Raw genomic sequence first — 25,221 nt, 5'->3', positions numbered from 1 at the left:
CTCGAGTGCATGTTCGCGCGCCGCATACCGAGGTGCGAGAACATGCACGTTTCGAAGCTAGTAGCGAGCCACTTCGACTATCGCGTCCGCAAACGCCTGCGGTGCCTCCTGGGGCAAGTTGTGACCAATACCGCCCCCGATAGTACGTTGCGCGTATCTGCCGACGAATTTCCCCGCATACGACGCGGGCTCCGGATGCGGGGCGCCGTTCGCATCGCCTTCCAGCGCGATCGTCGGCACGCTAATGACAGGTGCTGCTGCGAGGCGCTTCTCCAGCGCGTCGTATTGAGGCTCGCCTCTCGACAAACCCAAACGCCAACGGTAATTGTCGATCACGACGGCAACGTGGTCGGGATTCTCGAACGCGGCCGCCGAGCGCGCGAACGTCGCATCGTCGAAGGACCATTTCGGCGACGCGAGTTGCCAGATCAGCTTCGCAAAGTCATTGCGGTTCGCTTCATAGCCCTGCCTGCCGCGCTCGGTGGCGAAGTAGAACTGATACCACCACGAAAGCTCCGCCTTCGGCGGCAATGGCTTGCTCCCGACCCTCTGGCTGCCGATCAGATACCCGCTCACCGACACCAACGCCTGGCACCGTTGCGGCCACAGTGCGGCGACGATATTTGCCGTGCGCGCGCCCCAATCGAATCCGCCAATGATCGCCCGCTGGATCTTTAGCGCATCCATCAACGCTATGACGTCGACGGCGAGTACCGATTGCTGACCATTGCGAATCGTCGCGGGTGAAAGAAAGCGCGTCGTGCCGTAACCGCGCAAATGTGGAACGATCACCCGATAGCCCGCCGATGCGATGCGCAGCGAAGCGTCGGCAAAGCTGTGGATGTCATATGGCCAGCCATGAAGCAGGATCACCACGGGACCATCGGCGGGTCCCACTTCGGCGTAGCCAATGTTCAGCACGCCGGCGTCGATCTGCTTGATCGTCGCGAACGATGTGGGTTGCGGCGCACCGCCACTGTTTTGATCTCCTGCAAGCGACTGGGCATTTGCCCAGCCGTTCAATCCGAGGTTGAGCGCGCCGACGCCGATGGCGGCGCTCCCGAGAAGGCGTCGACGACGCCTGTTGATTTCATCCGACATTACGAAGCTCCTTCGAACGTTGCGCCGTGCAAGACACCGATCAGCGCAGCGACCTGAAGGCAGCGCGGATTTCCTCGGAGAAGAGCTGCGGCTGTTCCCATGCCGCGAAATGGCCGCCCTTGTTCACTTCGTTGAAGTAGATGAGGTTGTGATAGCTGCGCTCGGTCCAACTGCGGGGCGCCTGATAAATCTCGCCGGGAAACACGGTCACGGCGGCTGGGATCGAGATGTTCACGCTATTGAAGTTGTTCGCGTTGTTGGTCCAGTAAAGCTGCGCCGCCGAGGTGGAGGTATTGGTCAGCCAGTACAGCGTGATGTCGTCGAGCATCTCGTCTTTGCTCAACGACCGTTCCGGATCGCCGCCGCTGTAGGTCCAGTCCGCGAATTTGTCGTACATCCATGCGGCCTGTCCGACCGGGGAATCCGCGAGCGCATAACCGATCGTCTGTGGACGTGTGACCATCATCGCCGCATAGCCGCCGCCGCGCGTGTATAGATTGTTCAGCGACTGATAGGCGGCTTTCTCCTTGCCGGAGAGTCCGCGCGGCGGCGGATCGCCCGCCTTCAACCGCTTTGCGATTTCGGGCGGCACGGTCGCCGGCATATTGACGTGAATGGCGAGCAGGCCCGGCGGCTGTTGCGCGGCCATCTTGTCGGCGATCACCGAGCCCCAGTCTCCGCCCTGTGCGACGTATTGCTGATAGCCGAGGCGCCGCATCAGTTCTTCCCATGCTCGCGCGATGTGATCTGGCGTCCAGTCGGCCGTCGATGGCTTACCCGAAAATCCGTATCCGGGCATCGACGGCAGAACCAGATCGAACGAATCCTCCGCACGTCCTCCGTACGCTACGGGGTCAGTCAACGGTCCGATCACCTTCAGCTCCTCGAACACCGAACCGGGCCAGCCATGCGTCATGATCAGCGGTAGCGCACCGGGATTTTTCGAGCGCACCCAGATGAAGTGAATATCGACGCCATCGATCGTCGTGACGAACTGCGGTAGCGCGTTCAGCTTTGCTTCGGCGTTGCGCCAGTCGTAGCCGGTGCCCCAATACTGCACGAGCGCCTGCAGCTTCGCGAGCTGCGCGCCCTGCGACCGGTCCGTCACCGTCTCCGGTTGCGGCCAGCGCGTCTGCGCGATGCGTTTCTTCAGGTCGGCTAGTTGCGCGTCGGAAAAGTGCGCCGTGAACGGGTGGATGGCCGTGTCATCCGCCGGCGCAGCGGACGTCGTGGGCGCCTGCGCCGCAAGCGCGGTTGCCGGCGTGTTGGCGATGGCCGGCGCCGCGATCAGCGCGGTGACAAGTAGGGATTTGAGGCCTTTCATGAGGAGTTCTCCTGACCTGCGAAAAGGAAACGGTGACTAGAATGGGAACTGAAAGAGTCGGTCGACCGCTGGTGCGAAAGGATCGTTGAGTGCTGCTTATTTGCGTTCAATCGAACCCGCGCATCCATAGCGCATTTATATGAGCGGCCGCCGATATCGCAAAGGACGTAGAAACTACAGTTTCAGGACACCATTCGAAGGAATCGCCGTGCCGTCAGTCGCGTTCGTCGTGTTCGATGGGTTTCACGCCATGTCGCTCGCCGCGCAGCCGGTGTTTTCGTTTGCCAATCAGAAATTCGGTGAATCGTTCTACGAAATCGTCACGCTGTCTGAGCGTGGCGAACCAGTCAGACCGATCGGTGGCCCCACGGTGATGACCGAACCATTTGGAGAGCGAACGTTCGACACGGTCCTGTTCACGGGCGGCGATCCCGGTGCGGCGCGGCCGTCCCCGGGGCTGCTCGCCTACGCACGCCACAGCGCGCTGACGGCCCGGCGTGTCGCCGCGATTTGCACGGGCGCATTCGTGCTGGCGGAAGCGGGTCTGCTCGACGGCAAGCGCGCCACCACGCACTGGGTCTATGCGTCCGCGCTGCGCACCCGTTTTCCGCGCATTCGCGTGGAGGAAGACCGGATTTACGCGGTCGACGGTTCGGTCTGGACGTCGGCGGGCATGACAGCGGGTATCGATCTCGGGCTGGCGTTAGTTGAGGCCGACCTGGGCGTGGACGTTGCGAGATCGGTCGCGCAAACGCTCGTCGTCTCTCATCGGCGCGCCGGTGGTCAGTCCCAGCATTCGGCGTTGCTGGAGCTCGATGCGAAGTCCGATCGCATTCAGTCCGCGCTGACCTACGCGAGGAAGAATCTCGCGCAACCGCTGCTGGTGGAGCAACTGGCTGAAGTCGCGCGGCTCAGCCCGCGTCAGTTCAGCCGCGCGTTCCGGGCGGAGACGGGGCAATCGCCCGCCAAGGCCGTCGAGAGACTGCGTCTCGAAGCGGCGCGCCTCATGCTGGAGCGGAGCCGCCATACGGTCGAACAGATCGCGCAACAGACCGGGTTCGCCGACCCGCGCCGCATGCGCGACGCGTTCGCTCGGGCGTTCGGGCAACCGCCGCAGGCGATACGTCGCAATGCGCGCTCGGCCGCGCTGGGGTGAGGCGGACGGCGTCGCACCGTCTACGATCAGTAGGTCTGTTCGGCAATGACACGCGCCACCGTCTGCAGCGACTGCTCGAGTGTCGTTAGGCCGACCGAGCCGAGCGCGAGCCGGATCGCGTGCGGCACATGCGGCGACGCGGCGAACGGGTGCGCTGTCGAAACGGCGATCTTCACGCGCCTCAAGGCCATGGCGATCGCGTCCGCGCGCACTTCCTGGGCAAGCGGAAGCCACAGAAAGTACGACACCGGATGCCCGATCCGTTTCACGCCGGCCAGCAAACGCGCCGCGATCGCCTGGCGCATCGCGGCGTCGCGGCGTTTGTCGGCCGCGAGCATGTCGACCGTGCCATCTTCGATCCAGCCGCATGCGATGGCCGTCAGGGTCGCCGGCGTGTTCCACGTGGTTGCCCGGATGATTCGTTCGAGCTTCGGTATCGCGCTTGCCGGCGCATGCATGAAGCCGACGCGAAGCCCGGTCGCGACGCTCTTGGACAGGCTGGAGACGTAGACGGTCAACTCCGGCGCGAGTGATGCCAGCGGCGGTGGCGCGTTTTCGACGAGGAATGCGTACGCGGCATCCTCGATGACCAGCAGTCCATGCCGCCGCGCAATCGCGATCAGTTCACGACGGCGCGTCGCGCTCATCACCCAGCCGAGCGGGTTGTGCAGCGTCGGCATCGTGTAGACGGCCCGTACCCGCCGCCGCTTGCTAAGTGCCGCCAAGGCGTCGAGGTCCGGACCGTTTCCCGCGGCCGGGATCGCGACGAGCTCCAGCCGGTTGATCTCGGCGGCAAGCTTGAATCCCGGGTAGGTCAGCGCGTCCACGGCCACCACGTCGCCGGGTTCGAGCAACGCCAACGCGGTCGTCGTCAGCCCGTGCTGCGCGCCGCTCACGAGCAGGACGGTATCGGGCGCTGCGCTCAGACCCGCCTTGGCCAGATGGCGCGCGACGCTCGCGCGTTCGTGCTCGCGGCCGCCGTGGGGCTGGTAACGCAGCAGGGCCGCCAGATCGCCAGCGCCCGCAAGCTCGCGCAGCGCCGCCCTGAACGAAGCGACCTGATCGGCACTCGACGGGTAGTTGAAGCTCAGATCGACGGTGTCGGCGTCCCACGCATGCAAGTCGACACCCTCGCCGCGCGGCAGAGGCTCCTTCACGAACGTACCGCGCCCCGTTTCGCCGCTCACGAGGCCCATTGACTGAAGCTCGGCGTAGACGCGCGTGGCCGTCACCAGCGCGAGGCCTTCGCGGACGGCGAGTTCGCGGTGCGTCGGCAAGCGCGTTCCGGGCCGCAAACGGCCCGCGCGGATGTCGTCGGCGAAACGGTCGACCAGCTGTTTGTAGCGCAGCTCGGGCATGGCAATGTATCCATGACAATAATTTGATTGTATTGCTCTCCGGTCCTACGATGGAAATACGTCCCTACTCAGCGAGCAAGCCATGCATATCGCCATCCTGACCTTCGACGGCTTCAACGAGCTCGACTCGCTGATTGCGCTGAATATTTTGAACCGGGTCAAGACGCCCGGCTGGCGTGTCTCGATAGCGAGCCCCACATCGCATGTGCGATCGATGAACGGTGTCGCTCTTCAGGCGCAGGCGTCGCTGGAAGAGGCCAAAGACGCACAGGCGGTGCTGGTGGGCAGCGGCGTCCGAACGCGCGACGTGGTGGCGGATGCGGCGCTGATGTCACGGCTCGAGTTGGACCCGGGACGCCAACTGTTGGGCGCGCAATGCTCGGGCACGCTGATACTCGCGAAGCTCGGGCTGCTCGACGGCGTTCCCGCATGCACGGACTCGACCACGAAACCGTGGGTCGAGGAGGCCGGTGTCGCGGTGCTCGATCGCCCGTTCGTGGCGAACCGGAACGTCGCCACCGCGGGAGGATGCCTGTCGTCGCAATATCTGGCGGCATGGGTGATCGCCCGCCTCGTGAGCGTCGGGGCTGCTCGCAATGCGATTCACTATGTGGCGCCCGTGGGTGAGAAGGACGTCTACGTCGAGCGCGCGATGACGAACATCGCGCCTTTTCTGCCCGATGCCGCTGACCGGCAGCGCCAAGCGTGAGATTTGCCACGCCAACCCCGCTCGAACGACCGATCAGCACCGACCCGTTGCGCTCGAACGTGACCGTGACGATCACGGCTTCCTGATCGATGCGCCACTGACCTCGTGCATCCCGCGATCGCGACTCGGCTAAAACCGTAGCGCCGCAAACTCGGCGTCGTCAACGCTTTCATGCCGAGATTGCCGACGGCGCTCGCAATGAGCAGCAGCCCCGATTCGAATGGCGACAGTCCGAAGCCGATCTGAAACATCAGCGGCAGCAGATACGGCACGGCGCCGATCCCGATACGCGTCAATGATCCCGTGACGACCGTGACCGAGAACGTCGGAATCTCGAGCGTGCTGACATCGATCAGCGGATGCCGCTCGCGACGCGCCTGATAAAACGCGACGCCGCCGATGGCGAACCCCGCCACGACGATGCCCATTCTCACGAGCGGATTCGCGTCGGGCTGGCTTGCCTTATCGGCGCCATACACGATTGCCGTCACCGCCGACCGCTGAGCATGAGGCCGATCGTATCGAACGGACGGCGTTCGGTGCCGCGCAGGTTCGGCACCCACTTCGGCACGGCGGCCAGGGCCGCGATGCAAACGGGGAGGTTGAGCAGAAAGATCCCGCGCCAGAACGCGTAAGTCGTAACGAGTCCGCCCAATGGAGGGCCGACCAGAGGCGCGACGACGCCCGGCCACGTGATCGTGTTGATGGCTCGCATCAGTCGCGGCTTGTCGGTCATGCGTACGACGACGAGGCGTTCGACCGGCACCTTCAGCGCGCCCCGTTACCCTGCATGAAGAAGGTCGCGGCCACGACATAAGGCAGCGGCCCGACAGAACTGAAGCGTGATGACGAATTTTCCATAGCGATGCGGCCGGGCGTGATGATTGGCTATAGTAGGAAGCCGCTTTCAAAATGGCGATTGCGATTTTCCGAAGCCATGCGCCGCGCGCATCGGCGGATCAATGCGATCGAAAAGACGGTAGGAGGAGGCGCAATGAGCGGATTAAATATCCATTCTCTGACGAGGCGGATCGACCCGTTCACGTTGAGGTTGTTTCTGACCGTGGTGGAGGAGCAGCAGATCCGTCGCGCTGCATTGCGGGAGATCGGCGTGAGTTCCACCAGCACGATCATCGTCCATTTTCTCGCACGGGAAATCGCCCGATTCATGCGGGATTTCCCGCTCGTCGACATCGAGTTTCACGAGGATGCGAACGTCAACGTGGTGAACGCCGTCGTATCGGGCAACGCCGACCTGGCGGTTTTCTATGCCACCGACGATATCGACAGTGCGAAGCTCGACATCGTCGCGTATCGAAGCGACCGTCTGGTTGCCGTCGTGCCGCGCGGACACCCGCTTGGCGAGAGAGCGAGCGTGACGACGCGCGATCCGCTCGATGAAGACCTGGTTGGCATATCCCCAGCCACGTCGATGATGAAACAGTTGCGAAATGCGGCGACGGCGCTCGGCCGCGAGTTGCGCATGAAATATTGTGTCAACACGATGGAAGCCGCGCGTGCCCTGGTCAAGGCGGAACTCGGCGTGACCATTCAGCCGGAAAGCATGTTGTCCAGGGAGGATTTCGATAAAGTGGCCACGGTACCGCTCGACGAGCCCTGGGCCGATCGGCAGATCTGTGTCGGCACGAAGCGCGGCGAAACATTGACGGCGGCCACCAGGGCGCTAATCGCCCAGTTGACCGATCGCTAGCGCACAGACGCCGCGTTGCATGATGAATCGATTCCCGCATCAAAACACAACCCACGGGCTCACGCACCATGGACCTGAACCTCATCGGCCTGTTCGTCGAGATCGTCGAATCTCGCAGTTTGAGCGGCGCCGCGCGCAAGCTCGGGATGACGCGCGCGAACATCAGCCAGCGGCTCAAGCTGCTGGAACGCGAAACGGGCGCGCAATTGCTGCGCCGCTCGACGCGCAGCTTCGAGCTCACGCAAGCCGGGCACATGCTGTACGACAGCGGCAAGCGCATGCTGGAAGACCTGCATGCGGCGCGCGCGTCGATCGACAGCCTCGGTCAAACCTTGAGCGGCCGTGTGCGCATCAGCGTGCCGACGGGCTTTGGCCGCATGTTCATCGGCTCGAAGCTGCTGGAGTTTGCGCGCGCGCATGAGAGCATCAAACTCGATGTCACGTTCAACAATCGTGTCGAAGACCTGATCGCCGCCGAAGTCGATGTCGCGTTGAGAATCACACGCACGCCACCGCTCGATTGCGTGGCGCGCAATATCTGCCCGATCGACTGGCATCTGTACGCTTCGGCGGAGTACATGCAGGCGCATGGTCCGATCGAATCTCCCGCTGATCTTCAACGGCAGACGTTCGTCGCGTCGCCGCATCCGGACCGGCGCGTGACGATGACGCTTACGCACCGGCATAACGAAGCCGATTGGCACGACATTACGATCCAGCCCGCGCTGCAATCATCCGACTACCCGTTTCTCACGGAATCGGTGGCTCAAGGCCTTGGTGTCGGGCTGCTGCCGGCGTACATCGAATACGCGCCGGCGAGCCGCGGCCTGATGCGCATCCTGCCGCAATACCGCGTCGCGGGGCCGCAGAACACGCTCTACATCGTGACGCTGCCCAACCGCTATCCGTCGGCGGCGACGCAGGCGCTGATCGACTATTTGCGCGCCGAAGTCGTGGCGCTTTCGAAAACCTGGGATTGAAGCGGGCGCGCTGCGTCAAGTCTCAGTTAACAGTTCGTCAATTGCCAGTTGGATTGTCAATGCGGTAGCTGCCTTCCACAATCGCCCTACACCCATGACATGGAGACTAGGGCGATGCCAGAAGCTTCTACGGCTGCCGTCAGGCATGAACTGCGCGACGGCATTCTCGTCGTCAGCGTCGACAATCCGCCGGTCAACGCTCTCGGCGCGAAGGTGCGGTCCGAACTGCGCACCGCCATCGAAGCCGCGCAACAAAATCCCGATGTCAAAGCCATTCTGCTGATCGGCGCGGGCCGCAACTTCATCGGCGGCGCGGATATCCGCGAGTTCGGCAAGCCGCCCGTGCCGCCGTCGCTCCCGGAAGTGTGCAACCGGATCGAAGCAAGCGCGAAGCTCGTCGTTGCGGCGATTCACGGCGCGGCGCTCGGCGGCGGGCTCGAAGTCGCGCTGGCGGCGCATTATCGGATCGCGTTGTCCGACGCGAAGCTCGGCTTGCCTGAAGTAACGCTGGGCCTGTTGCCGGGCGCGGGAGGCACGCAACGCATCCCGCGTCTGCTCGGCGCCAGGGCCGCACTCGAACTGATGTTGAGCGGCCGTCACGTCGGCGCGAATGAAGCGCACGCGCTTGGTCTGATCGATCGTATCGGCGCAAGCGGCGACGTGTTGGCCGAAGGTCTCGCGTATGCGCGTTCATTGCTGACGACACGTGCCCCGGTACGTCGCGCCTGCGATGCACGAGGACTCGCGGATCGTGCGGCGAGCCGCGCGGCGATCGAAGCCGCACGCGTCGAAGTATCGACCAAATCACGTCATCTTTTCTCCCCAATAAAGATCGTTGATGCAGTGCAAGCCGCACTCGAAATGTCCTTCGACGATGGCCTGCGCCACGAACGTCAACTGTTTCTGCAATGCCTCGACAGTCCGCAGCGCGCGGGGTTGGTTCATGCGTTCTTCGCCGAGCGCGCCGCACAGAAGGCGCCGGAGACGCGCAAGGCGAAGCCGCGCGCGATTGCTAGCGTCGGTGTGATCGGCGGCGGAACGATGGGCGCGGGTATCGCGGTCGCGCTACTCGATGCGGGACTGTCCGTGACGATGATCGAACGTGACGATGCATCGCTGGCATATGGCCGCGCGAACGTCGAGAAGGTGTACAAAGCGCTGATCGCGAAAGGCCGCATGACATCGCAGGCGAAAGCCGCGCTGCTCGCGCGCTTCGACGGAAGCACGTCCTACGACGCACTCCACGCCGTCGATCTCGTCATCGAAGCGGTCTTCGAAGACATGGCCGTGAAGCATGCCGTGTTCGCCGAACTCGATCGCGTCTGCAAGCCGGGCGCCGTGCTCGCGACCAATACGTCGTATCTCGACATCGACGCGATCGCCGCGAGCGTCTCGCGTCCCGCCGATGTGATCGGCCTGCACTTCTTCTCTCCGGCGAACCTGATGAAGTTGCTGGAAGTCGTGGTGCCCGCGCAGGTCAGCGCCGATGTGGTCGCCACGGCGTTCGATCTCGCGAAGAAGCTGCGCAAGGTGCCGGTGCGCGCAGGCGTATGCGATGGCTTCATCGGCAATCGCGTGCTGGCGATCTATCGCGCGGCCGCGGATCACATGATGGAAGACGGCGCGTCGCCATATCAGATCGACCGCGCGGTGCGCGAATTCGGTTTTCCGATGGGACCGTTCCAGGTGTCGGATCTCGCGGGCGGCGACATCGGCTGGGCCACGCGCAAGCGCCGGGCCGCCACGCGCGATGCGAAGTTGCGTTACGTGCAGATCGCCGACCGTATCTGCGAGCGCGGCTGGTTCGGGCAGAAGACCGGCCGCGGCTATTACCTGTATGCCGATGGCGCGCGCATCGGCCAACCCGATCCCGACGTCGAAGCGATCATCGACGCCGAACGCGAGCGCGCCAACATCACGCCGCGCACCTTCACCGATCACGAGATCATGCGTCGCTATATGGCGGCGATGATCAACGAAGGCGCGAACGTCGTGCATGAAGGCATCGCGTTGCGGCCGCTCGACGTGGACGTCACGTTTCTTCACGGCTACGGCTTTCCGCGTCATCGCGGCGGGCCGATGAAATATGCCGATAGCGTCGGCCTCGCCAATGTGCTTGCCGATATCCGCGAGTTCGCGAAAGAGGATCCGGTCTTCTGGCAGCCGTCGCCGCTCATCGTCGAGCTGGTCGAACGCGGCGCGACGCTCGCGAGCCTCAATCAATCCGCTTGAACCAAGCTTGAACCCGACATACAGGAGGTAGACCATGCGCGAAGCTGTGATCGTTTCCACTGCTCGCACGCCGCTGACGAAGGCACATCGCGGCGAATTCAACATCACGCCCGGTCCGACGCTCGCGTCGTTCGCGGTGCGCGCCGCGGTCGAGCGCTCGGGCGTCGATCCGGACATCATCGAAGACGCGATTCTCGGCTGCGGTTACCCCGAAGGCACGACCGGCCGCAACGTGGCGCGCCAGAGCGTGATTCGCGCGGGGTTGCCGCTGTCGATCGCAGGCACGACCGTCAACCGCTTCTGCGCGTCCGGCCTGCAAGCGATCGCGATGGCGGCGGGGCGCATCGTCGTCGATGGCGCGCCCGCGATGATTGCCGGCGGCGTCGAAAGCATTTCGAACATCCAGACGCGTGAAGACGGCGTGAGCGGGCTCGACCCGTGGATCGTCGAGCACAAGCCGTCTCTCTACACGGCGATGATCGATACCGCCGACATCGTCGCGCGGCGCTACGGCATCAGTCGCGAGGCGCAGGACCAGTTCTCGGTCGAAAGCCAGCGTCGTACCGCGGAAGCGCAACAGGCTGGCCGCTACGCCGACGAAATCATTCCCGTCACGACGACGATGGCTATCACCGACAAGGAAACGCGCGCCGTCAGCTACCGCGAAGTTACAGTGTCCGCCGACAACTGCAATCGCCCCGGCACGACCTACGAAGCGCTCGCGAAGCTCGCGCCCGTCAAGGGCCCGGACCAGTTCATCACGGCGGGCAACGCATCGCAGAACGCCGATGGCGCGTCCGCCTGCGTGCTGATGGAAGCGAAGGCTGCCGAGCGCGCGAACTTCGCACCGCTCGGTGCGTTTCGCGGTCTTGCGCTCGCGGGGTGCGAGCCGGATGAAATGGGCATCGGTCCGGTGCTCGCGGTGCCGAAGCTGCTCGCGCGTCATGGCCTGACGGTCGACGACATCGGCCTGTGGGAGCTGAACGAAGCATTCGCGTCGCAGGCGGTGTACTGCCAGAAGCGGCTCGAGATTCCCTCTGAACGTCTGAACGTGAACGGCGGCGCGATATCGATCGGCCATCCGTTCGGGATGACGGGCTCGCGTCTCGTCGGGCACGTCCTCATTGAGGGACGGCGGCGCGGCGTGAAGTACGCCGTCGTCACGATGTGCATGGCCGGGGGCATGGGCGCCGCCGGGCTCTTCGAAATCTATTGAGAGTAGCGCAGTCATGGATCTAAATTTCACACCCGAGGAAGAAGCGTTTCGCGCGAGCGTCGTGCGCTTTCTCGACGAGAAACTGCCCGCGCGGCTGTCCGCCACGGTTCGCAACGGTCTGCGCCTCACGCGCCGCGACATGGCTGAATGGCACGCGATCCTGAACACTCAGGGCTGGCTCGCGAATCATTGGCCGAAGGAATACGGCGGCCCAGGCTGGAACACCGCGCAGAAATTCATTTTCGAAAACGAATGCGCGCTCGCCGGCGCGCCGCGCATCGTGCCGTTCGGCGTGAACATGCTCGGACCGGTGCTGATCAAATACGGCAGCGAGGCGCAGAAGCGCTACTGGCTGCCGCGCATTCTCGATGGCTCCGACTGGTGGTGTCAGGGTTATTCGGAGCCAGGCTCGGGTTCCGATCTCGCGTCGGTGAAGACGACGGCCGTGCGAAGCTTCGATGCTGAGGGCGCGCATTACATCGTCAATGGCCAAAAGACATGGACGACGCTCGGGCAGCACGCGAACATGATTTTCTGCCTCGTGCGCACCGCCACCGACGTGCGCAAGCAGGAAGGCATCAGCTTTCTGCTCGTCGATATGAACGCGCCGGGCGTCGAAGTGCGGCCCATCATTACGCTCGACGGCGAGCATGAAATCAACGAAGTGTTCTTCACCGACGTACGCGTGCCGGTCGCCAATCTCGTCGGTGAGGAAAACAAGGGCTGGACCTACGCGAAGTATCTACTGACCTACGAGCGCACCAACATCGCGGGCCTGGGATTTTCGATGGCGGCGCTAGCGCGCCTGCGCCACGTCGCGGCGAAGCTCAAGAGAAACGGCCGCCCGCTCGCAGACGATCCGCTGTTCGCCGCGCGCATCGCGCGCGTCGAGATCGATCTGGACAACATGAAGACGACCAACCTGCGCGTGATCGCCGCGGTCGCGGGCGGCGGCGTGCCGGGCGCGGAAAGCTCGATGCTCAAGATTCGCGGCACCGAGATCCGGCAGGAGATTTCCTCGCTGATGCGCCGCGCGGTGGGCCCGTACGCGCAGCCGTTTATCGATGCGCTCGTCGACGGCTACGGCGAATCGCACATCGGCCCGGAAGAAGCCGCGAGCGCCGCGACGCAGTACTTCAACAACCGCAAGCTGTCGATCTTCGGCGGCTCCAATGAAATCCAGAAGAACATCATCTCGAAGATGATCCTCGGACTGTGAGGCGAGAAGCGATGAATTTCCAGCACACCGAAGACCGCCGCATGCTGGCGGATACGCTGAACCGTTTTGTCGCCGAACAGTACGGCTTCCCGACGCGCGATTCGCTCGCGCGCAGCGACACCGGTTTCAGCCTCGAGATGTGGCAACGCTTTGCCGAACTAGGCATCGTCGGCGCGCTATTCAACGAAGCCGATGGCGGATTCGGCGGCGATGGCTTCGATATCGCCGTCGTGTTCGAGAGCCTCGGGCGCGGTCTCGTCGTCGAACCTTTTCTCGGTGCGCTCGTGGTCGGACATGCGCTCGTGCAGGCCGGTAACGATGCGCAGAGGGCGCTGGTCGCGAGTCTGGTCGAAGGAAGCGCAGTCGCGGCGCTTGCGCATGACGAGCCGGCATCCCATTACGAGCTGGCGAACGTGACGACGCGCGCCGTGCGCAGCGCAAACGGCTGGGTGCTGACCGGTGCGAAGGCAGTCGTGCAGCAGGGCGAGCACGCCGACTTCTTCCTCGTCTCGGCGCGTACGAGCGGCGCGTCCGACGCCGAAGCCGGCATTTCGCTTTTCCTTATCGAGCGTGAGACGGCGGGCGTCGAGCTACGCGGCTATCCGAAGATCGACGGCGGACGCGCCGCTGAACTGCGCCTGAACGAAGTCTGCATTTCAGATCACGCGCTGCTCGGCGAACGCGACGCGGGCTTCGCGACGCTCGAACGCGCCATCGGCGCGGGGGTGCTCGCGTTGTGCGCGGAAGCGCTCGGCGCGATGGATGTCGCGAAGGAGCACACGCTCGAATATTTGCGCACGCGCAAGCAGTTCGGCGTTGCGATCGGCAGCTTTCAGGCGCTGCAGCATCGCATGGCCGACATGCTGCTGGAAATCGAGCAGGCGCGCTCGGCGGTCATCAACGCGGCCGCCGCGTTCGGCACGCAACGTCTCGAGCGCGAGCGCGCGCTGTCGGCGGCGAAACACACGATCGGGCGCATCGGCGCACGCGTGGCCGAAGAGTGCATCCAGATGCATGGCGGGATCGGCATGACATGGGAATTGCCGCTCGCGCACTATGCCAAACGTCTTGTGATGATCGACCATCAGTTCGGTGACGAAGATCATCATCTCGAACGCTATATCGCGTTGAACAGGAGCTGACTTCATGAACGAATCGATTCTTTCGCGCCGCGAAGGCGCGGTGCTGGTGCTGTCGCTGAACAACCCGGCCGCGCGTAATGCGCTGACGACGGAAATGTACGAGGCGCTGCCGGTGGCGCTCGAACAGGCGCAGCATGACGCCGATATCGGCGCGATCGTGCTGACCGGCGTCGGTAGTGCCTTCTGCGCGGGCGGCGATCTGAACCGGCTTGCGCAGCGTCGTGCGATGACGCCGTCCGACAGGCGCGCGGGCATCGAAGTGCTGCACCACATGATTCGCGCGATCCGCGATTGCCGCAAGCCGGTGATCGCGGCGGTGGAGGGCGCGGCGGCGGGCGCGGGCCTGTCGATCGCGCTCGCGTGCGACCTGCTGGTCGCCGCGCGCGATGCGTCGTTCTCGGTGGCATACGTGAAAGTGGGCCTTTCGCCCGATGCCGGGGCGACCGCATTTCTGTCCGGCTGCGTGTCGCGTCAACTGTTGACCGAACTGTGCCTGACCGGAAAGCCGGTCAGCGGCGAACGCATGCATTCGCTCGGGGTCACGAATCGGCTCACCGAAAAGCAGGGCGCGCTCGCGGAGGCGATCGCTCTCGCGCAGACGCTCGCGTCCGGTCCGGAACGTGCAAGCGCGCGAATCAAGAGCCTGTGCCGTCGCGCAGGCGAGAACACGCTCGACGCGCAACTCGATCTCGAAGCGCAATACATGACCGAATCGCTCGGTGACGATGAATCCGCCGAAGGCATCGCCGCATTCTTCGGCAAGCGTCCCGCGGACTATGTCGGGTTGCGTCTGGGTACGGCCGTGCAGTCGAAATAGACGCAAAGACATCACTCTCCAAAGCGAATATTCCATGCCAAACCCGATTTCATCACTGCCGCTCGCCGGCGTCCGAGTTCTCGATTTGTCCCGCGTGCTCGCGGGGCCGTGGTGCGCGATGGTGCTCGGCGATCTCGGCGCTGAAGTCATCAAGGTCGAGCATCCATTGCGCGGCGACGACACGCGCGACTGGGGCATGCGCGTCGGCACGACCGAGACGACCTATTTCAACAGCGTCAACCGCAACAAGCGCTCCGTGTGTCTCGATCTGCAAAGCGCCGAAGGGCAGCGCATCGCGCGCGAGCTCGCGCAGCAATGCGACGTCGTGATCCAGAACTTCAAGTACGGCGGCGCGGAGAAGCTCGGTCTTGGCTACGCGCAACTCGCCGAAGACCGCGACGATCTCATCTATTGCTCGATCTCCGGCTATGACCGCCAGGGCCCCGAGGCTGCGCGCCCCGGCTACGACATCGTGGTGCAGGGCGAGGCGGGCCTGATGGCGATGAACGGCAACGCCGATCAGCCGCCGCTGAAGTTCGGCGTCGCCGCCGTCGATCTGTTCACCGGCATGTACTCGGCGCAGGCGGTGCTCGCCGCGCTCTTCGAGCGCCAGCGGACCGGGAAGGGACGCCACATCGAGATGGCGCTATTCGATTGCGGTCTGATGATCACGTCGTACTGCGGGCTGGACTCGCTAATGCTCAAGGACGATCCGCCGCGCTACGGCAACGCGCATCCGTCGATCGTGCCGTACGGTGTGTTCGATGCAGCCGATGGCCCGCTCGTCATCGCGGTCGGCAACAACCGGCAGTACGAGCGTTTCTGCCGCGAAGTGATCGAACGTCCCGATCTGATCGATGACGAGCGCTATCGCACGAACATCGTGCGCGCGGTGAATCGCGAAACGCTGGTGCCCGAACTCACGCGCGCCATCGGCTTGCACAGGCGCGAGGTGCTGCTCGAGCGTCTCGCGAGAGCGGGCATTCCGTGCGGCGAGGTGCTCGGCCTTCACGAAGCGCTCACGTCGAAACGCGCGGCGGACGCGGGGCTCGTGACGACGTGCCCGCATCCCGAGGCGGGCAGCACGCATGTGCTCGCGCCGCCTTATCGCTTCGACGGTGCGCGCCTGCCTGTGCGAAGCGGGCCGCCGCAACTCGGCGAAGCTACGCACGACGTTTTGCAGTCGCTGCTCGGTTTGTCCGCCGGGCAGATCTCGCAACTGAAAGCCGAGGAGGTCTCGTCATGAGTCAGGTCGCATTTTCCAACGCCGTCACCGAACTGTTCGGCACGCGCTTGCCGATAGTCGCCGGTGGCCTGATGTGGCTCGCGGACGCGGACTATGTCGCCGCCGCAGCGCGTGCCGGCATCATCGGCTTCATCACGGCGGCGAGTTTTCCGGAGCCGCAAGCGTTGCGCTCGGAAATCAGGCGCTGCCGCGAGTTGTGCGAAGGCGGGCCGTTCGGCGTCAACGTGTCGATGCTGCCAAAGCTCGTTCCCGGCGAGAAGACGCGCGAGGTGTTCGAGTTGATCATCGATGAAGGCGTGAAATTCGTTGAAACCTCGGGGCGCAATCCCGAACAATTCCTGCCGCTGCTGAAGGACGCTGGCGTGAAGGTACTGCACAAGGTTCCGTCGGTGCGTTTCGCGGTGAAGGCGGCGTCGGTCGGTGTCGATGCGGTCGCGATCGTCGGCGCCGAGTGTGGCGGACATCCGGGGCTCGACATGGTCGGGTCGTTCGTCAATGCGGCGTGGGCCGAGAGTCACCTGGAGATTCCTTATCTGATCGGCGGCGGCATCGGGCGTGGCTCGCAGCTTGCCGCCGCGCTCGCGATGGGCGCTTCCGGCGTGGTCGTCGGCACGCGTTTCGTCGTGGCCGAGGAGATCTGGGCACACGACGACTACAAGCGTCGCCTCGTCGAAGCTGGGCCGACCGACACTGACCTGTGCATGACATCCGTGCGCAACACTGTGCGCACGCTGCGCAACGAGACCACGGCTGCCGTGAAGGAAATCGAGGCGCACAACGCGAACGTGACCATTCAGGACCTCATGCCAATGGTGTCGGGCAAGCTCGGTCGTGATGCTTACGTCACCGGCGACTGGAAAAAGGGGCTGCTGTCCGCGGGACAGTCGCTAGCGTTCGTCGATCGCATCGAACCGCTCGCCGAGATCGTGCAGCGTTTCGAGCGCGACATGCGGCAGGCGATGGGGCGTGTGGCGCTCAGCTGATCAATGCAAGGAGGGTGGAGTGAAGATACTTGTGCCGGTAAAAAGAGTCATCGACTACAACGTGAAGGTCCGGGTGAAGTCGGACAACACGGGCGTCGATCTCGCGAACGTGAAGATGTCGATGAACCCGTTCGATGAAATCGCGGTTGAAGAGGCGGTGCGATTGAAGGAAGCGGGTGTGGCGACCGAAGTCATCGCCTTGTCGTGCGGTCCAACGCAGTGCCAGGAGACGTTGCGCACGGCGCTCGCCATGGGCGCGGATCGCGCGGTGCTGGTGGAGACACCGGGCGAACTGCAACCTCTGGCGGTGGCCAAACTTCTCAAGGCGATCGTGGACCGGGAGAAGCCAAGGCTCGTGATTCTCGGCAAGCAGGCCATCGACGATGACTCCAATCAAACAGGCCAGATGCTTGCAGCACTGGCAGGTTTGCCGCAGGCGACGTTCGCGTCGAAAGTCGTGATCGCCGACGGCAAGGCGACAGTCTCGCGTGAAGTCGACGGCGGTGCCGAGACGCTCGCCTTGCAACTGCCTGCGGTGATCACGACCGATCTGCGTCTGAACGAGCCGCGCTACGTGTCGCTGCCCAACATCATGAAGGCGAAGAAGAAGCCGCTCGCCACGCTGACGCCGGCCGAACTGGGGGTCGATGTTGCGCCACGTCTGAAAACCCTGAAAGTCTCCGAGCCGCCGAAGCGCTCGGCCGGTATCACGGTGCAGGACGTGAAGACGCTGGTCGGCAAGCTCAGAAGCGAAGCCAAAGTACTGTAAAGGGAGACGCGAAAAATGACGATTCTGGTGATTGCAGAGCACGATGGCCCGAAGGAAGCCCCCTTGGGGGGCAACGCGTCGCTCAAGTCAGCCACGCTGAATACGGTTGCCGCTGCCGCGAAGATCGGCGGCGACATCCATGTGCTGGTCGCGGGTTGCCACGTGCAGGCCGCGGCCGATGCGGCAGCGAAGATCGCCGGCGTCGCCAAGGTACTGCTGGCCGACGCGCCGCAACTCGAAGCGGGTCTCGCGGAAAACGTCGAAGCGACGGTGCTGACGCTTGTGCAAGATGCGGCGAAGAACTACACGCACATCCTCGCGCCGGCTACCGCGTACGGCAAGAACGTCGCGCCGCGTATCGCCGCGAAGCTCGACGTCGCGCAGATCAGCGACATCACCGCAGTGGATAGCGCCGACACGTTCGAGCGTCCGATCTACGCGGGCAACGCGATCGCGACGGTTCAATCGCAAGATGCGATCAAGGTCATCACGGTACGTTCGACCGGCTTCGACGCCGTCGCAGCCGAAGGCGGCAGCGCAGCGATCGAGAAGATCGAAGCCGCAGCCGACGCCGGCATCTCGCAGTTGGTGAGTCGCGAAGTGACGAAGCTGGATCGCCCGGAGCTGACGAGCGCGAACATCATCGTGTCGGGCGGCCGGGGGCTCGGCAACGGCGAGAACTACACGCGGACGCTCGAACCGCTCGCCGACAAGCTCGGCGCGGCGCTGGGCGCATCGCGCGCGGCCGTCGATGCCGGTTATGTGCCGAACGACTACCAGGTCGGCCAGACCGGCAAGATCGTCGCGCCGCAACTGTACGTCGCGGTCGGCATTTCTGGCGCGATCCAGCACCTGGCCGGCATGAAGGACTCGAAAGTCATCGTCGCGATCAACAAGGACGAAGAAGCGCCGATCTTCAGCGTCGCGGATTACGGCCTCGTCGGCGATCTGTTCGCGGTCGTTCCGGAGTTGACGAAAGAGCTGGGCTGAGCAGCCAACGTCAAACGACGTCATTCAAAGACATGAAGGAGACAGTCCCATGCAGCAAGTTCACATCGATCGAACGACGGCGAACCCCGCGTATCGTCGGCTCGTCGCGCAGCGGCGGCGCTTCAGCTTCACGCTGACTGCGTTGATGATCGTCACGTACTACGGCTTCATCCTGTTCGTCGCGCTCGCGCCGCATCTGCTAGCGCGTCCGCTCTATGCAGGCGCCACGACGAGCGTTGGGATCGTCGCGGGCGTCGGCATCATCCTGATTGCGATCGCGATGACCGGCTGCTACGTGCTGCGCGCAAACCGCAGGTTCGATCCGTCGATGAGCGCGCTGCTCGCCGACTTCCGGCAAGGAGACTGAGCGATGAAAACCGTTCGCCTCATCCTCGCCGCGAGCCTTGCGTCGCTGTCCGCGCTCGCTCGAGCGTCTTCCATCGAAGTTTCGGTGCGGGACCATGTCGACCTGAACCCCGTCGCGATCGCCACCTTTGTGCTGTTCGTGCTCGTCACGCTCGGCATCACGCGCTGGGCAGCGCGCAGAACGCGCACCACGAAAGACTTCTACAGCGCTGGCGGCGGCCTAAGCGGCTTCCAGAACGGACTTGCGATTGCGGGCGACTACATGTCCGCGGCCTCGTTCCTCGGTCTCTCCGGCATGGTCTTCATGTTCGGCTTCGACGGTCTGATCTATTCGATTGGCTTTCTCGTCGGCTGGCCATTCGTGATGTTCCTGCTCGCCGAGCCCTTGCGCAATCTCGGCAAGTTCACGTTCGTCGACGTGGTCGCCTATCGTTTCGAGCAGGCGCCGATTCGTCTGCTGACCGCCAGCACGTCGCTCGTCGTCGTGATCTTCTATCTCGTCGTGCAGATGGTCGGCGCGGGAAAGCTCATCCAGTTGCTGTTCGGCTTGCCGTACTGGATGGCCGAAGTGATCGTCGGCGTGCTGATGGTCATCTACGTGTTCTTCGGCGGCATGACGGCGACGACGTGGGTGCAGATCATCAAGGCCGTGCTGCTGTTGTGCGGCGCGACGTTGATGGCCATTGCCGCGCTCGCGCAATTCGGCTTCAGTCCCGATCAGATGTTCCGGCGCGCCGTCGACGTTCATCCCGCGGCGCTCAGCATCATGGCGCCCGGCAAACTGCTGAAGGACCCGTTCAATGCGCTTTCCCTCGGCATCGCGCTGATGTTCGGCACGGCCGGTTTCCCGCATATCCTGATGCGCTTTTTCACCGTTCCCGACGCGAAAGAGGCGCGCAAGTCCGTATTCGTCGCGACCGGGTTCATCGGGTACTTCTATTTGCTGACATTCGTGATCGGCTTCTCGGCGATTGCTTTGCTCGCCCAACATCCGGAGTTCTTCAAGGCCGCTGTCGATGGCCACTTCGATCTCACGCGCGATCTGCTCGGCGGTTCGAACATGGTCGCGGTCAATCTGGCGCGTGCTTTGGGCGGCAATCTGTTCTACGGCTTCATTGCCGCCGTGACGTTCGCGACGATTCTCGCGGTCGTCGCCGGGCTCACGCTTTCAGGTGCGACTACGGTTTCGCACGATCTCTACGCGTGCTGGCTCGCGCGCGGCAACGGCGACGAAGCGCGCGAGATGCGCATATCCCGCGCGGCGACGTTGATGCTGAGCGTCGTCGCGATTGGATTCGGCGTTCTGTTCGAGCATGTCAACGTGGCGTTTCTCGTCGGTCTGGTCGCGGCGGTGGCGGCAAGCGCGAATTTTCCGGTGCTGGTATCGTCGATTTTCTGGCGCGGCATGACGACTCGCGGCGCTGTCGTGGGGGGCGGCCTCGGCCTCGTGTCGGCGGTATTGCTGACGCTGTTCTCCAGGCCGGTATGGGTCGACGTGCTGCATCAGGCGCACGCGCTCGTACCGCTCGACAACCCTGCGTTGATTTCGGTGCCGCTGGCGTTCGCGGGCATCTGGACCTTCTCGATGCTGGATCGCGGCGTCGGCGCCCAGCGGGAGCGCGAAGCCTTTGCCATGCAGGAGTTTTATGGCCAAACGGGTCTCTTGCCCATCAAGCCGGTCGATCATTGATCGTGAATCGGTGCTCGTGAATCGACAAAGCACGCCGACGTTCTCATCGGCGGAGGAGCCGGCGGGCTCGCCTCGAAATGCAACTACAGACACTCCACTTGCCTCCGAAGGAGGCATGCCCCGTGCAGCACTTCATTCAAAGGAATAGCGATGAACACCCGCGAAGTTGTCATTGCCCACGCCGTTCGTACACCAATTGGCGCATTCGGCGGATCGTTGAAGGACGTCCCCGCGACCGCGCTCGGCGCGCTGGCCGTGAGGGAAACGTTGCGGCGCGCCGCGCTCGATCCGAAAGCGCTGTCGTCCGTCGTGATGGGCAATGTCGTCCAGGCCGGCAACAGGATGAATCCGGCGCGGCAGGCCGCCATCGGCGGGGGCGTACCAGTCTCGGTACCCGCACTGACCGTCAACCGCGTCTGCGGCTCGGGCGCGCAGGCGATCGTCTCGGCGGCTCAGGAAATCGCGCTTGGCTACGGCGACGTGGCGGTTGCCGGTGGCATGGAAAGCATGGAGCGCGCGCCGTATCTGCTGGACACCGCTCGATGGGGCACTCGCATGGGTAATGCGCAAGTGCACGACAGCATGCTGCGCGACGGTCTCGTGGATGCATTCTCGGGTGAGCACTCGGGCTGGCACACGGAAGATCTCGTGACGAAGACGGACCTGACGCGGCGCGCCCAGGATGAGTGGGCGGCGCGTTCACAGCAGCGTTTCGCGGCCGCGCAGGAACGCGGCGCATTCGATGCGGAACTCGTCGCCGTCGAAATAGAAGGGCGTAAGGGGAGCGTTCAGTTCACGCGCGACGAGCAGCCGCGTCCGGAGACGACCGTGGAAACGCTGGCAAAGCTGCGTCCCGCGTTCCGTCCCGATGGCACGATCACCGCGGGCAATGCGCCCGGCCTGAACAGCGGTGCGGCGGCAATGATCGTGGCCGAGCGTGGTTATGCCGACGCGAGGGGCATTGAAGCGAGTGCGCGTCTCGCCGCTTTCGGTATTGCCGCAGTCGAGCCCGGTATGTTCGGCCTCGGTCCCGTGCCGGCGGTGCATATCGCGTTGGAGCGAGCGGGCTGGAAGCTCGGCGACGTCGAACGCGTCGAGATCAATGAGGCATTCGCTGCTGTGCCGCTCGCGGTTGCCAGGCAGCTTGGACTCCCGCAGGACATCGTCAATGTCGAAGGCGGCGCGATTGCGCACGGTCATCCGATCGGCGCAACCGGCGCGGTCCTGACTACGCGTCTCGTCCATTCAATGCGCCGTGATGGCTTGAAGCGCGGCATCGTCACGCTGTGTATCGGTGGCGGGCAAGGTATCGCGCTCGCGTTGGAGATGCTGTAACGGCGCTCTCAGGTTGCGCGGAAGCGGCGAGTCAAATATCTCGTGCGACACGAGGCAATCCCCGTTGCCGCTACGCGCGCCTGAGCAATCCGGCGATCTGCTGGGGCGACCACGACAGTTGCAGCTTGTCTGCCGCGATGCGTGCCGACATGCGGTGTTCGACCTGCCACAGCCTTTGAAGGCCACGAACCGCTTCGGTCCCGGGAAATAGGCGTCGGAGTCGCCGTCGGCTACGAGCCGGGGTTGCAATCATTCGATGGTTAGGCCGGCCTACCGCGTCGGGGACGAGCGCGTGCCGTGCTTCGAAGTCTCCATGCACGACGTCGGATCGAAACCTCGGAAAACGCGCGTGCCATGCTCGACCAGGTCGGCACATGCACGCACTAGCGCATTGGTGTCGGCCGAGTGCCTGGCCATGAAGGCGGGTGTGGGACAGTCGGAGTCGTCTACCACTCGTCTGGAGAGCGAACGCCATGGATTCGTCATACATTAATCTGACAGCCCCCGTCGTCGCGCCACAGTGTTGACTGGTTCGAAGCCGTATGCCTCGGAGCGGCAGACGACAGCCAGAAGCAGTTGCTGCTCTCGTTTCGGTTGGCAAGGCCAAGGCTAGCGGGAGTTGCGGAACGCAAGATGCCTCCATCTAACGGAGAGCGTATAGAGATCACTGGCCAGGATCTCTTTGAAGTGCGCCGCGGCAGTGCACACGAACACCCGCGATTCAGCCGTCACGTTCGCGTTTGCGGGCGTACCATCACTGCACAACGCAAGAAGGTTGCACACGAAGGCCGACCGGTTCACCGAAGCCGGGCGCCGCGCAGCAGATCAGCCGCTTCTCAGCGGCGAGGAGCGCTTCATGGCCACTGGCATCGAACTTCACGATAAACGACGGCAACTGCTGCCATTTCGCGAGTCGATACTGGCGATGCTCGGCGTCGCGTCGGTTTCGATGCTGATCGCGCTCGACCAGACCATCGTTGGCACCGCGATGCCGCGCATAGTCGCGGAGCTCAAGGGTTTCGAACTCTATGCATGGGTCGCGACCGCCTACATGCTTACGTCGGTCATCACAATTCCGATCTTCGGGCGTCTGGGCGATCTGTTCGGTCGCAAGCCCTTCATGCTGTCCGCCATCCTTGTCTTCACCCTCGCATCGGTGCTCTGCGGGATGGCGACCAACATGCTGTTTCTCGTGCTCGCACGCGGCCTTCAAGGCATCGGTGGCGGCATCATGCTGGGGACGGTGTTCGCGACCGTCGCCGACCTGTTCCCCGATCCGAGGCTGCGCCTGCGTTGGCTGGTGTTCGTGACCTCGGCGTTTGGTCTTGCGAACATCGTCGGGCCAATGCTCGGGGGCATGCTGACCCAGCACGGAAGCTGGCGGCTCGTGTTTTTCGTCAACGTGCCGGTGGGTGTGGTGGCGCTCTTCCTGGTGCATGCGTTCCTTCCGCACTTGCGCCGTGGCCGCGACGGCGCGCGGCTGCGTCTCGACTGGCTCGGCGCATTCGTCGTCGCTGTGACGTTCGGCGCGCTGCAGCTAGCGATCGAGCTCGTGCCGAGGCAAGGATGGACTGCTTCTACGATCATACTGGCTGTGATCGTGCTGGTCTGTTCGCTGACGCTTTTCTTCTGGGAAAAGCGCATGGGCTATCCGATCATCCCCGTGGACATGCTGCTCGACCGCAAGCTCGGTGCGCTTTTTGCGATGTCAATGCTCGGCGGGTTCGCGTTGTTCTCCCTCGTTTTCTACGTACCGCTGCTGTTCCAGGGGGGCTATGCGATGTCTCCGCGTGCCTCGGGCATGCTGATCACACCGCTCCTGCTCGGCACGACGGTCGGAAGCTTCGTCAATAACCGCGTGGTTACGCGCATCCGGCGCGCCAACGCGATCCTCTACGTCGGCTTCGCGTTGTCCGCTTTTGCTAGCCTCGCGGTGGTCGTGCTGCGAGGCCACGAGCCGTACCTCGTGTGGATGGCGTGCATGGGAGCGAGCGGCCTGGGGTTGGGCCTCGTGGGCACGAGCCTCACGGTCTGCTCGCAGCAGATCGTCTCGCGGGACCATCTCGGCGCCGCCACCGCATTGCTGCAGTCGCTGCGCACATTCGGCGGCATGCTTGGCACTGTGATGACAGGCGCGCTGCTTGGGCACCTTTATACGATGGGCGTGAATCGCTCGCTGGATTCGTACCAGGCGGCGCAGTGGTTCAAGTCGTTTGCAAGTCCCGAACTGCTCGTGGACCGCGCCGAGCAGGCCGCGCTGATCAATCGCCTCGTGAGCGCCGGCCACGCCGGCGATGCGATAATGAACTCGGCGCGCAGCGCGCTCGTGGATTCGATCCACACGGGCCTCATCGTGGCTGCAGTAGCCGCGATAGTCGGCCTGTGTCTCGCGTGGTTCGTGCCGCCGGTGCGGGTCGGCTATCTCGAGACGCAGCCACAAAATGGATGACGATGGGTTAGCCTGGTGTCGGGGGCTACCTGCGAGGTCGTACGATGGTTCGCGACATTCCGTGGTAGCTCGGACAAGACAGAGTGTCTCAACTCGACGTTCAGCGGCGCGTTGCGGCAGATCGCCGGTCCGGGCGGCCAACTCAAGGCTTCGGGTCAGGTCGTCCTGGAATCCCGCGTTCGACGTAGGCGCCCCGTACAACCATCAGCAAGAACTAATACGCGATGGCGTAGGTCACCTATTTGCCAATGAAGACGAATGCAACAGTCAGTTTCGTGGTCGCCGACGGTCGCACGGTGTTGTCCAACACGACGGTATTACCGCGAACCCGTCGATCGTCTTTCTGGGCGTCGGCTACCGTCTTTGAGCGACCGTGCCTGAGTACCCTCAATACCCAACGCACACAGGTTCGCGCGGAGTGGCGCGTG

20 protein-coding genes and 1 pseudogene are annotated in these 25,221 nt (G+C 63.8%); 17 read left to right on the top strand and 4 right to left on the bottom strand.

Features of this window, described 5'->3' with window-relative positions; all coding sequences use genetic code 11:
- Window positions 1-57: 57 nt before the first annotated feature.
- Both BC1002_RS20420 and BC1002_RS20415 read right to left on the bottom strand, forming a co-directional pair.
- Window positions 58-1,101, bottom strand: coding sequence for an alpha/beta fold hydrolase (locus tag BC1002_RS20420; RefSeq protein ID WP_013091889.1), 1,044 nt, complete (start codon window positions 1,099-1,101; stop codon window positions 58-60).
- A gap of 40 nt (window positions 1,102-1,141) precedes the next feature.
- Window positions 1,142-2,425 carry an epoxide hydrolase family protein gene (locus tag BC1002_RS20415; protein WP_013091888.1) on the bottom strand — a complete coding sequence of 428 codons (1,284 nt, stop codon included), beginning with the start codon at window positions 2,423-2,425 and terminating at the stop codon, window positions 1,142-1,144.
- 208 nt (window positions 2,426-2,633) lie between these two features.
- On the opposite strand from BC1002_RS20415, the gene BC1002_RS20410 reads away from it, so the two are divergent.
- The gene (locus BC1002_RS20410) at window positions 2,634-3,581 is read left to right on the top strand and encodes a GlxA family transcriptional regulator (RefSeq protein ID WP_013091887.1); all 948 of its coding nucleotides are present in this window, start codon (window positions 2,634-2,636) and stop codon (window positions 3,579-3,581) included.
- Between the two features lie 26 nt (window positions 3,582-3,607).
- On the opposite strand, the gene BC1002_RS20405 is transcribed toward BC1002_RS20410, so the two are convergent.
- Window positions 3,608-4,939, bottom strand: coding sequence for an aminotransferase-like domain-containing protein (locus tag BC1002_RS20405; RefSeq protein WP_013091886.1), 1,332 nt, complete (start codon window positions 4,937-4,939; stop codon window positions 3,608-3,610).
- An 82-nt stretch (window positions 4,940-5,021) separates the two neighbouring features.
- Here BC1002_RS20405 and BC1002_RS20400 point away from each other — a divergent pair, with 82 nt between their 5' ends.
- A complete protein-coding gene (locus BC1002_RS20400; protein ID WP_013091885.1) occupies window positions 5,022-5,648 on the top strand; it encodes a DJ-1/PfpI family protein in 627 nt (208 codons plus the stop codon).
- Between the two features lie 104 nt (window positions 5,649-5,752).
- On the opposite strand, the pseudogene BC1002_RS20395 reads toward BC1002_RS20400, so the two are convergent.
- Window positions 5,753-6,426: pseudogene (locus BC1002_RS20395) on the bottom strand (MFS transporter); the annotation flags it as partial.
- Between the two features lie 141 nt (window positions 6,427-6,567).
- Here BC1002_RS20395 and BC1002_RS20390 point away from each other — a divergent pair.
- The 15 genes from BC1002_RS20390 (at window position 6,568) to BC1002_RS20320 (ending at window position 24,793) form a co-directional block, all read left to right on the top strand.
- On the top strand, window positions 6,568-7,359 hold the full coding sequence (locus BC1002_RS20390) for a LysR substrate-binding domain-containing protein (RefSeq protein WP_238538001.1): 792 nt from the start codon (window positions 6,568-6,570) through the stop codon (window positions 7,357-7,359).
- 68 nt (window positions 7,360-7,427) lie between these two features.
- Window positions 7,428-8,339, top strand: coding sequence for a LysR family transcriptional regulator (locus BC1002_RS20385; RefSeq protein WP_013091883.1), 912 nt, complete (start codon window positions 7,428-7,430; stop codon window positions 8,337-8,339).
- A gap of 114 nt (window positions 8,340-8,453) precedes the next feature.
- A complete protein-coding gene (locus BC1002_RS20380) occupies window positions 8,454-10,571 on the top strand; it encodes a 3-hydroxyacyl-CoA dehydrogenase NAD-binding domain-containing protein (RefSeq protein WP_013091882.1) in 2,118 nt (705 codons plus the stop codon).
- 34 nt (window positions 10,572-10,605) lie between these two features.
- On the top strand, window positions 10,606-11,787 hold the full coding sequence (locus tag BC1002_RS20375; protein ID WP_013091881.1) for an acetyl-CoA C-acyltransferase: 1,182 nt from the start codon (window positions 10,606-10,608) through the stop codon (window positions 11,785-11,787).
- A 13-nt stretch (window positions 11,788-11,800) separates the two neighbouring features.
- A complete protein-coding gene (locus tag BC1002_RS20370; RefSeq protein ID WP_013091880.1) occupies window positions 11,801-13,006 on the top strand; it encodes an acyl-CoA dehydrogenase family protein in 1,206 nt (401 codons plus the stop codon).
- A gap of 11 nt (window positions 13,007-13,017) precedes the next feature.
- Complete coding sequence (locus BC1002_RS20365; RefSeq protein WP_013091879.1) at window positions 13,018-14,148, top strand: acyl-CoA dehydrogenase family protein; 1,131 nt, start codon at window positions 13,018-13,020, stop codon at window positions 14,146-14,148.
- A 4-nt stretch (window positions 14,149-14,152) separates the two neighbouring features.
- Window positions 14,153-14,965: an oxepin-CoA hydrolase, alternative type gene (locus BC1002_RS20360; protein ID WP_013091878.1), complete on the top strand. Its 813-nt coding sequence runs from the start codon at window positions 14,153-14,155 to the stop codon at window positions 14,963-14,965.
- Window positions 14,966-14,999: 34 nt separating this feature from the next.
- Window positions 15,000-16,211 carry a CaiB/BaiF CoA transferase family protein gene (locus tag BC1002_RS20355; RefSeq protein WP_013091877.1) on the top strand — a complete coding sequence of 404 codons (1,212 nt, stop codon included), beginning with the start codon at window positions 15,000-15,002 and terminating at the stop codon, window positions 16,209-16,211.
- Window positions 16,208-17,194, top strand: coding sequence for an NAD(P)H-dependent flavin oxidoreductase (locus BC1002_RS20350; RefSeq protein ID WP_013091876.1), 987 nt, complete (start codon window positions 16,208-16,210; stop codon window positions 17,192-17,194). The genes BC1002_RS20355 and BC1002_RS20350 overlap by 4 nt, the downstream gene beginning before the upstream one ends.
- Window positions 17,195-17,213: 19 nt before the next feature.
- Window positions 17,214-17,963: an electron transfer flavoprotein subunit beta/FixA family protein gene (locus tag BC1002_RS20345; protein ID WP_013091875.1), complete on the top strand. Its 750-nt coding sequence runs from the start codon at window positions 17,214-17,216 to the stop codon at window positions 17,961-17,963.
- Window positions 17,964-17,978: 15 nt separating this feature from the next.
- Window positions 17,979-18,953, top strand: coding sequence for an electron transfer flavoprotein subunit alpha/FixB family protein (locus tag BC1002_RS20340; protein WP_013091874.1), 975 nt, complete (start codon window positions 17,979-17,981; stop codon window positions 18,951-18,953).
- Between the two features lie 49 nt (window positions 18,954-19,002).
- Window positions 19,003-19,320, top strand: a complete 318-nt coding sequence (locus tag BC1002_RS20335) for a DUF485 domain-containing protein (protein ID WP_013091873.1) — start codon at window positions 19,003-19,005, stop codon at window positions 19,318-19,320.
- 3 nt (window positions 19,321-19,323) lie between these two features.
- Window positions 19,324-21,009: a cation acetate symporter gene (locus BC1002_RS20330; RefSeq protein ID WP_013091872.1), complete on the top strand. Its 1,686-nt coding sequence runs from the start codon at window positions 19,324-19,326 to the stop codon at window positions 21,007-21,009.
- A 150-nt stretch (window positions 21,010-21,159) separates the two neighbouring features.
- Window positions 21,160-22,344, top strand: coding sequence for a thiolase family protein (locus BC1002_RS20325; protein WP_013091871.1), 1,185 nt, complete (start codon window positions 21,160-21,162; stop codon window positions 22,342-22,344).
- Between the two features lie 856 nt (window positions 22,345-23,200).
- Window positions 23,201-24,793, top strand: a complete 1,593-nt coding sequence (locus BC1002_RS20320) for an MDR family MFS transporter (protein WP_013091869.1) — start codon at window positions 23,201-23,203, stop codon at window positions 24,791-24,793.
- The last annotated feature ends 428 nt before the right edge of the window (window positions 24,794-25,221 follow it).

Source organism: Paraburkholderia atlantica (genome assembly GCF_000092885.1).
GTDB classification, from domain to species: domain Bacteria; phylum Pseudomonadota; class Gammaproteobacteria; order Burkholderiales; family Burkholderiaceae; genus Paraburkholderia; species Paraburkholderia atlantica.
Note: the sequence above shows the minus strand (reverse complement) of the source record. Positions and strands in the feature narration are given on the sequence as shown.

Bases quoted from the DNA above. Each gene is read 5' to 3' on its own strand.
- BC1002_RS20420 (WP_013091889.1), bottom strand. From the start codon at position 1,101: ATGTCGGATGAAATCAACAGGCGTCGTCGACGCCTTCTCGGGAGCGCC.
- BC1002_RS20415 (WP_013091888.1), bottom strand. From the start codon at position 2,425: ATGAAAGGCCTCAAATCCCTACTTGTCACCGCGCTGATCGCGGCGCCG.
- BC1002_RS20405 (WP_013091886.1), bottom strand. From the start codon at position 4,939: ATGCCCGAGCTGCGCTACAAACAGCTGGTCGACCGTTTCGCCGACGAC.
- BC1002_RS20400 (WP_013091885.1), top strand. From the start codon at position 5,022: ATGCATATCGCCATCCTGACCTTCGACGGCTTCAACGAGCTCGACTCG.
- BC1002_RS20385 (WP_013091883.1), top strand. From the start codon at position 7,428: ATGGACCTGAACCTCATCGGCCTGTTCGTCGAGATCGTCGAATCTCGC.
- BC1002_RS20380 (WP_013091882.1), top strand. From the start codon at position 8,454: ATGCCAGAAGCTTCTACGGCTGCCGTCAGGCATGAACTGCGCGACGGC.
- BC1002_RS20375 (WP_013091881.1), top strand. From the start codon at position 10,606: ATGCGCGAAGCTGTGATCGTTTCCACTGCTCGCACGCCGCTGACGAAG.
- BC1002_RS20370 (WP_013091880.1), top strand. From the start codon at position 11,801: ATGGATCTAAATTTCACACCCGAGGAAGAAGCGTTTCGCGCGAGCGTC.
- BC1002_RS20365 (WP_013091879.1), top strand. From the start codon at position 13,018: ATGAATTTCCAGCACACCGAAGACCGCCGCATGCTGGCGGATACGCTG.
- BC1002_RS20360 (WP_013091878.1), top strand. From the start codon at position 14,153: ATGAACGAATCGATTCTTTCGCGCCGCGAAGGCGCGGTGCTGGTGCTG.
- BC1002_RS20355 (WP_013091877.1), top strand. From the start codon at position 15,000: ATGCCAAACCCGATTTCATCACTGCCGCTCGCCGGCGTCCGAGTTCTC.
- BC1002_RS20350 (WP_013091876.1), top strand. From the start codon at position 16,208: ATGAGTCAGGTCGCATTTTCCAACGCCGTCACCGAACTGTTCGGCACG.
- BC1002_RS20340 (WP_013091874.1), top strand. From the start codon at position 17,979: ATGACGATTCTGGTGATTGCAGAGCACGATGGCCCGAAGGAAGCCCCC.
- BC1002_RS20335 (WP_013091873.1), top strand. From the start codon at position 19,003: ATGCAGCAAGTTCACATCGATCGAACGACGGCGAACCCCGCGTATCGT.
- BC1002_RS20330 (WP_013091872.1), top strand. From the start codon at position 19,324: ATGAAAACCGTTCGCCTCATCCTCGCCGCGAGCCTTGCGTCGCTGTCC.
- BC1002_RS20325 (WP_013091871.1), top strand. From the start codon at position 21,160: ATGAACACCCGCGAAGTTGTCATTGCCCACGCCGTTCGTACACCAATT.
- BC1002_RS20320 (WP_013091869.1), top strand. From the start codon at position 23,201: ATGGCCACTGGCATCGAACTTCACGATAAACGACGGCAACTGCTGCCA.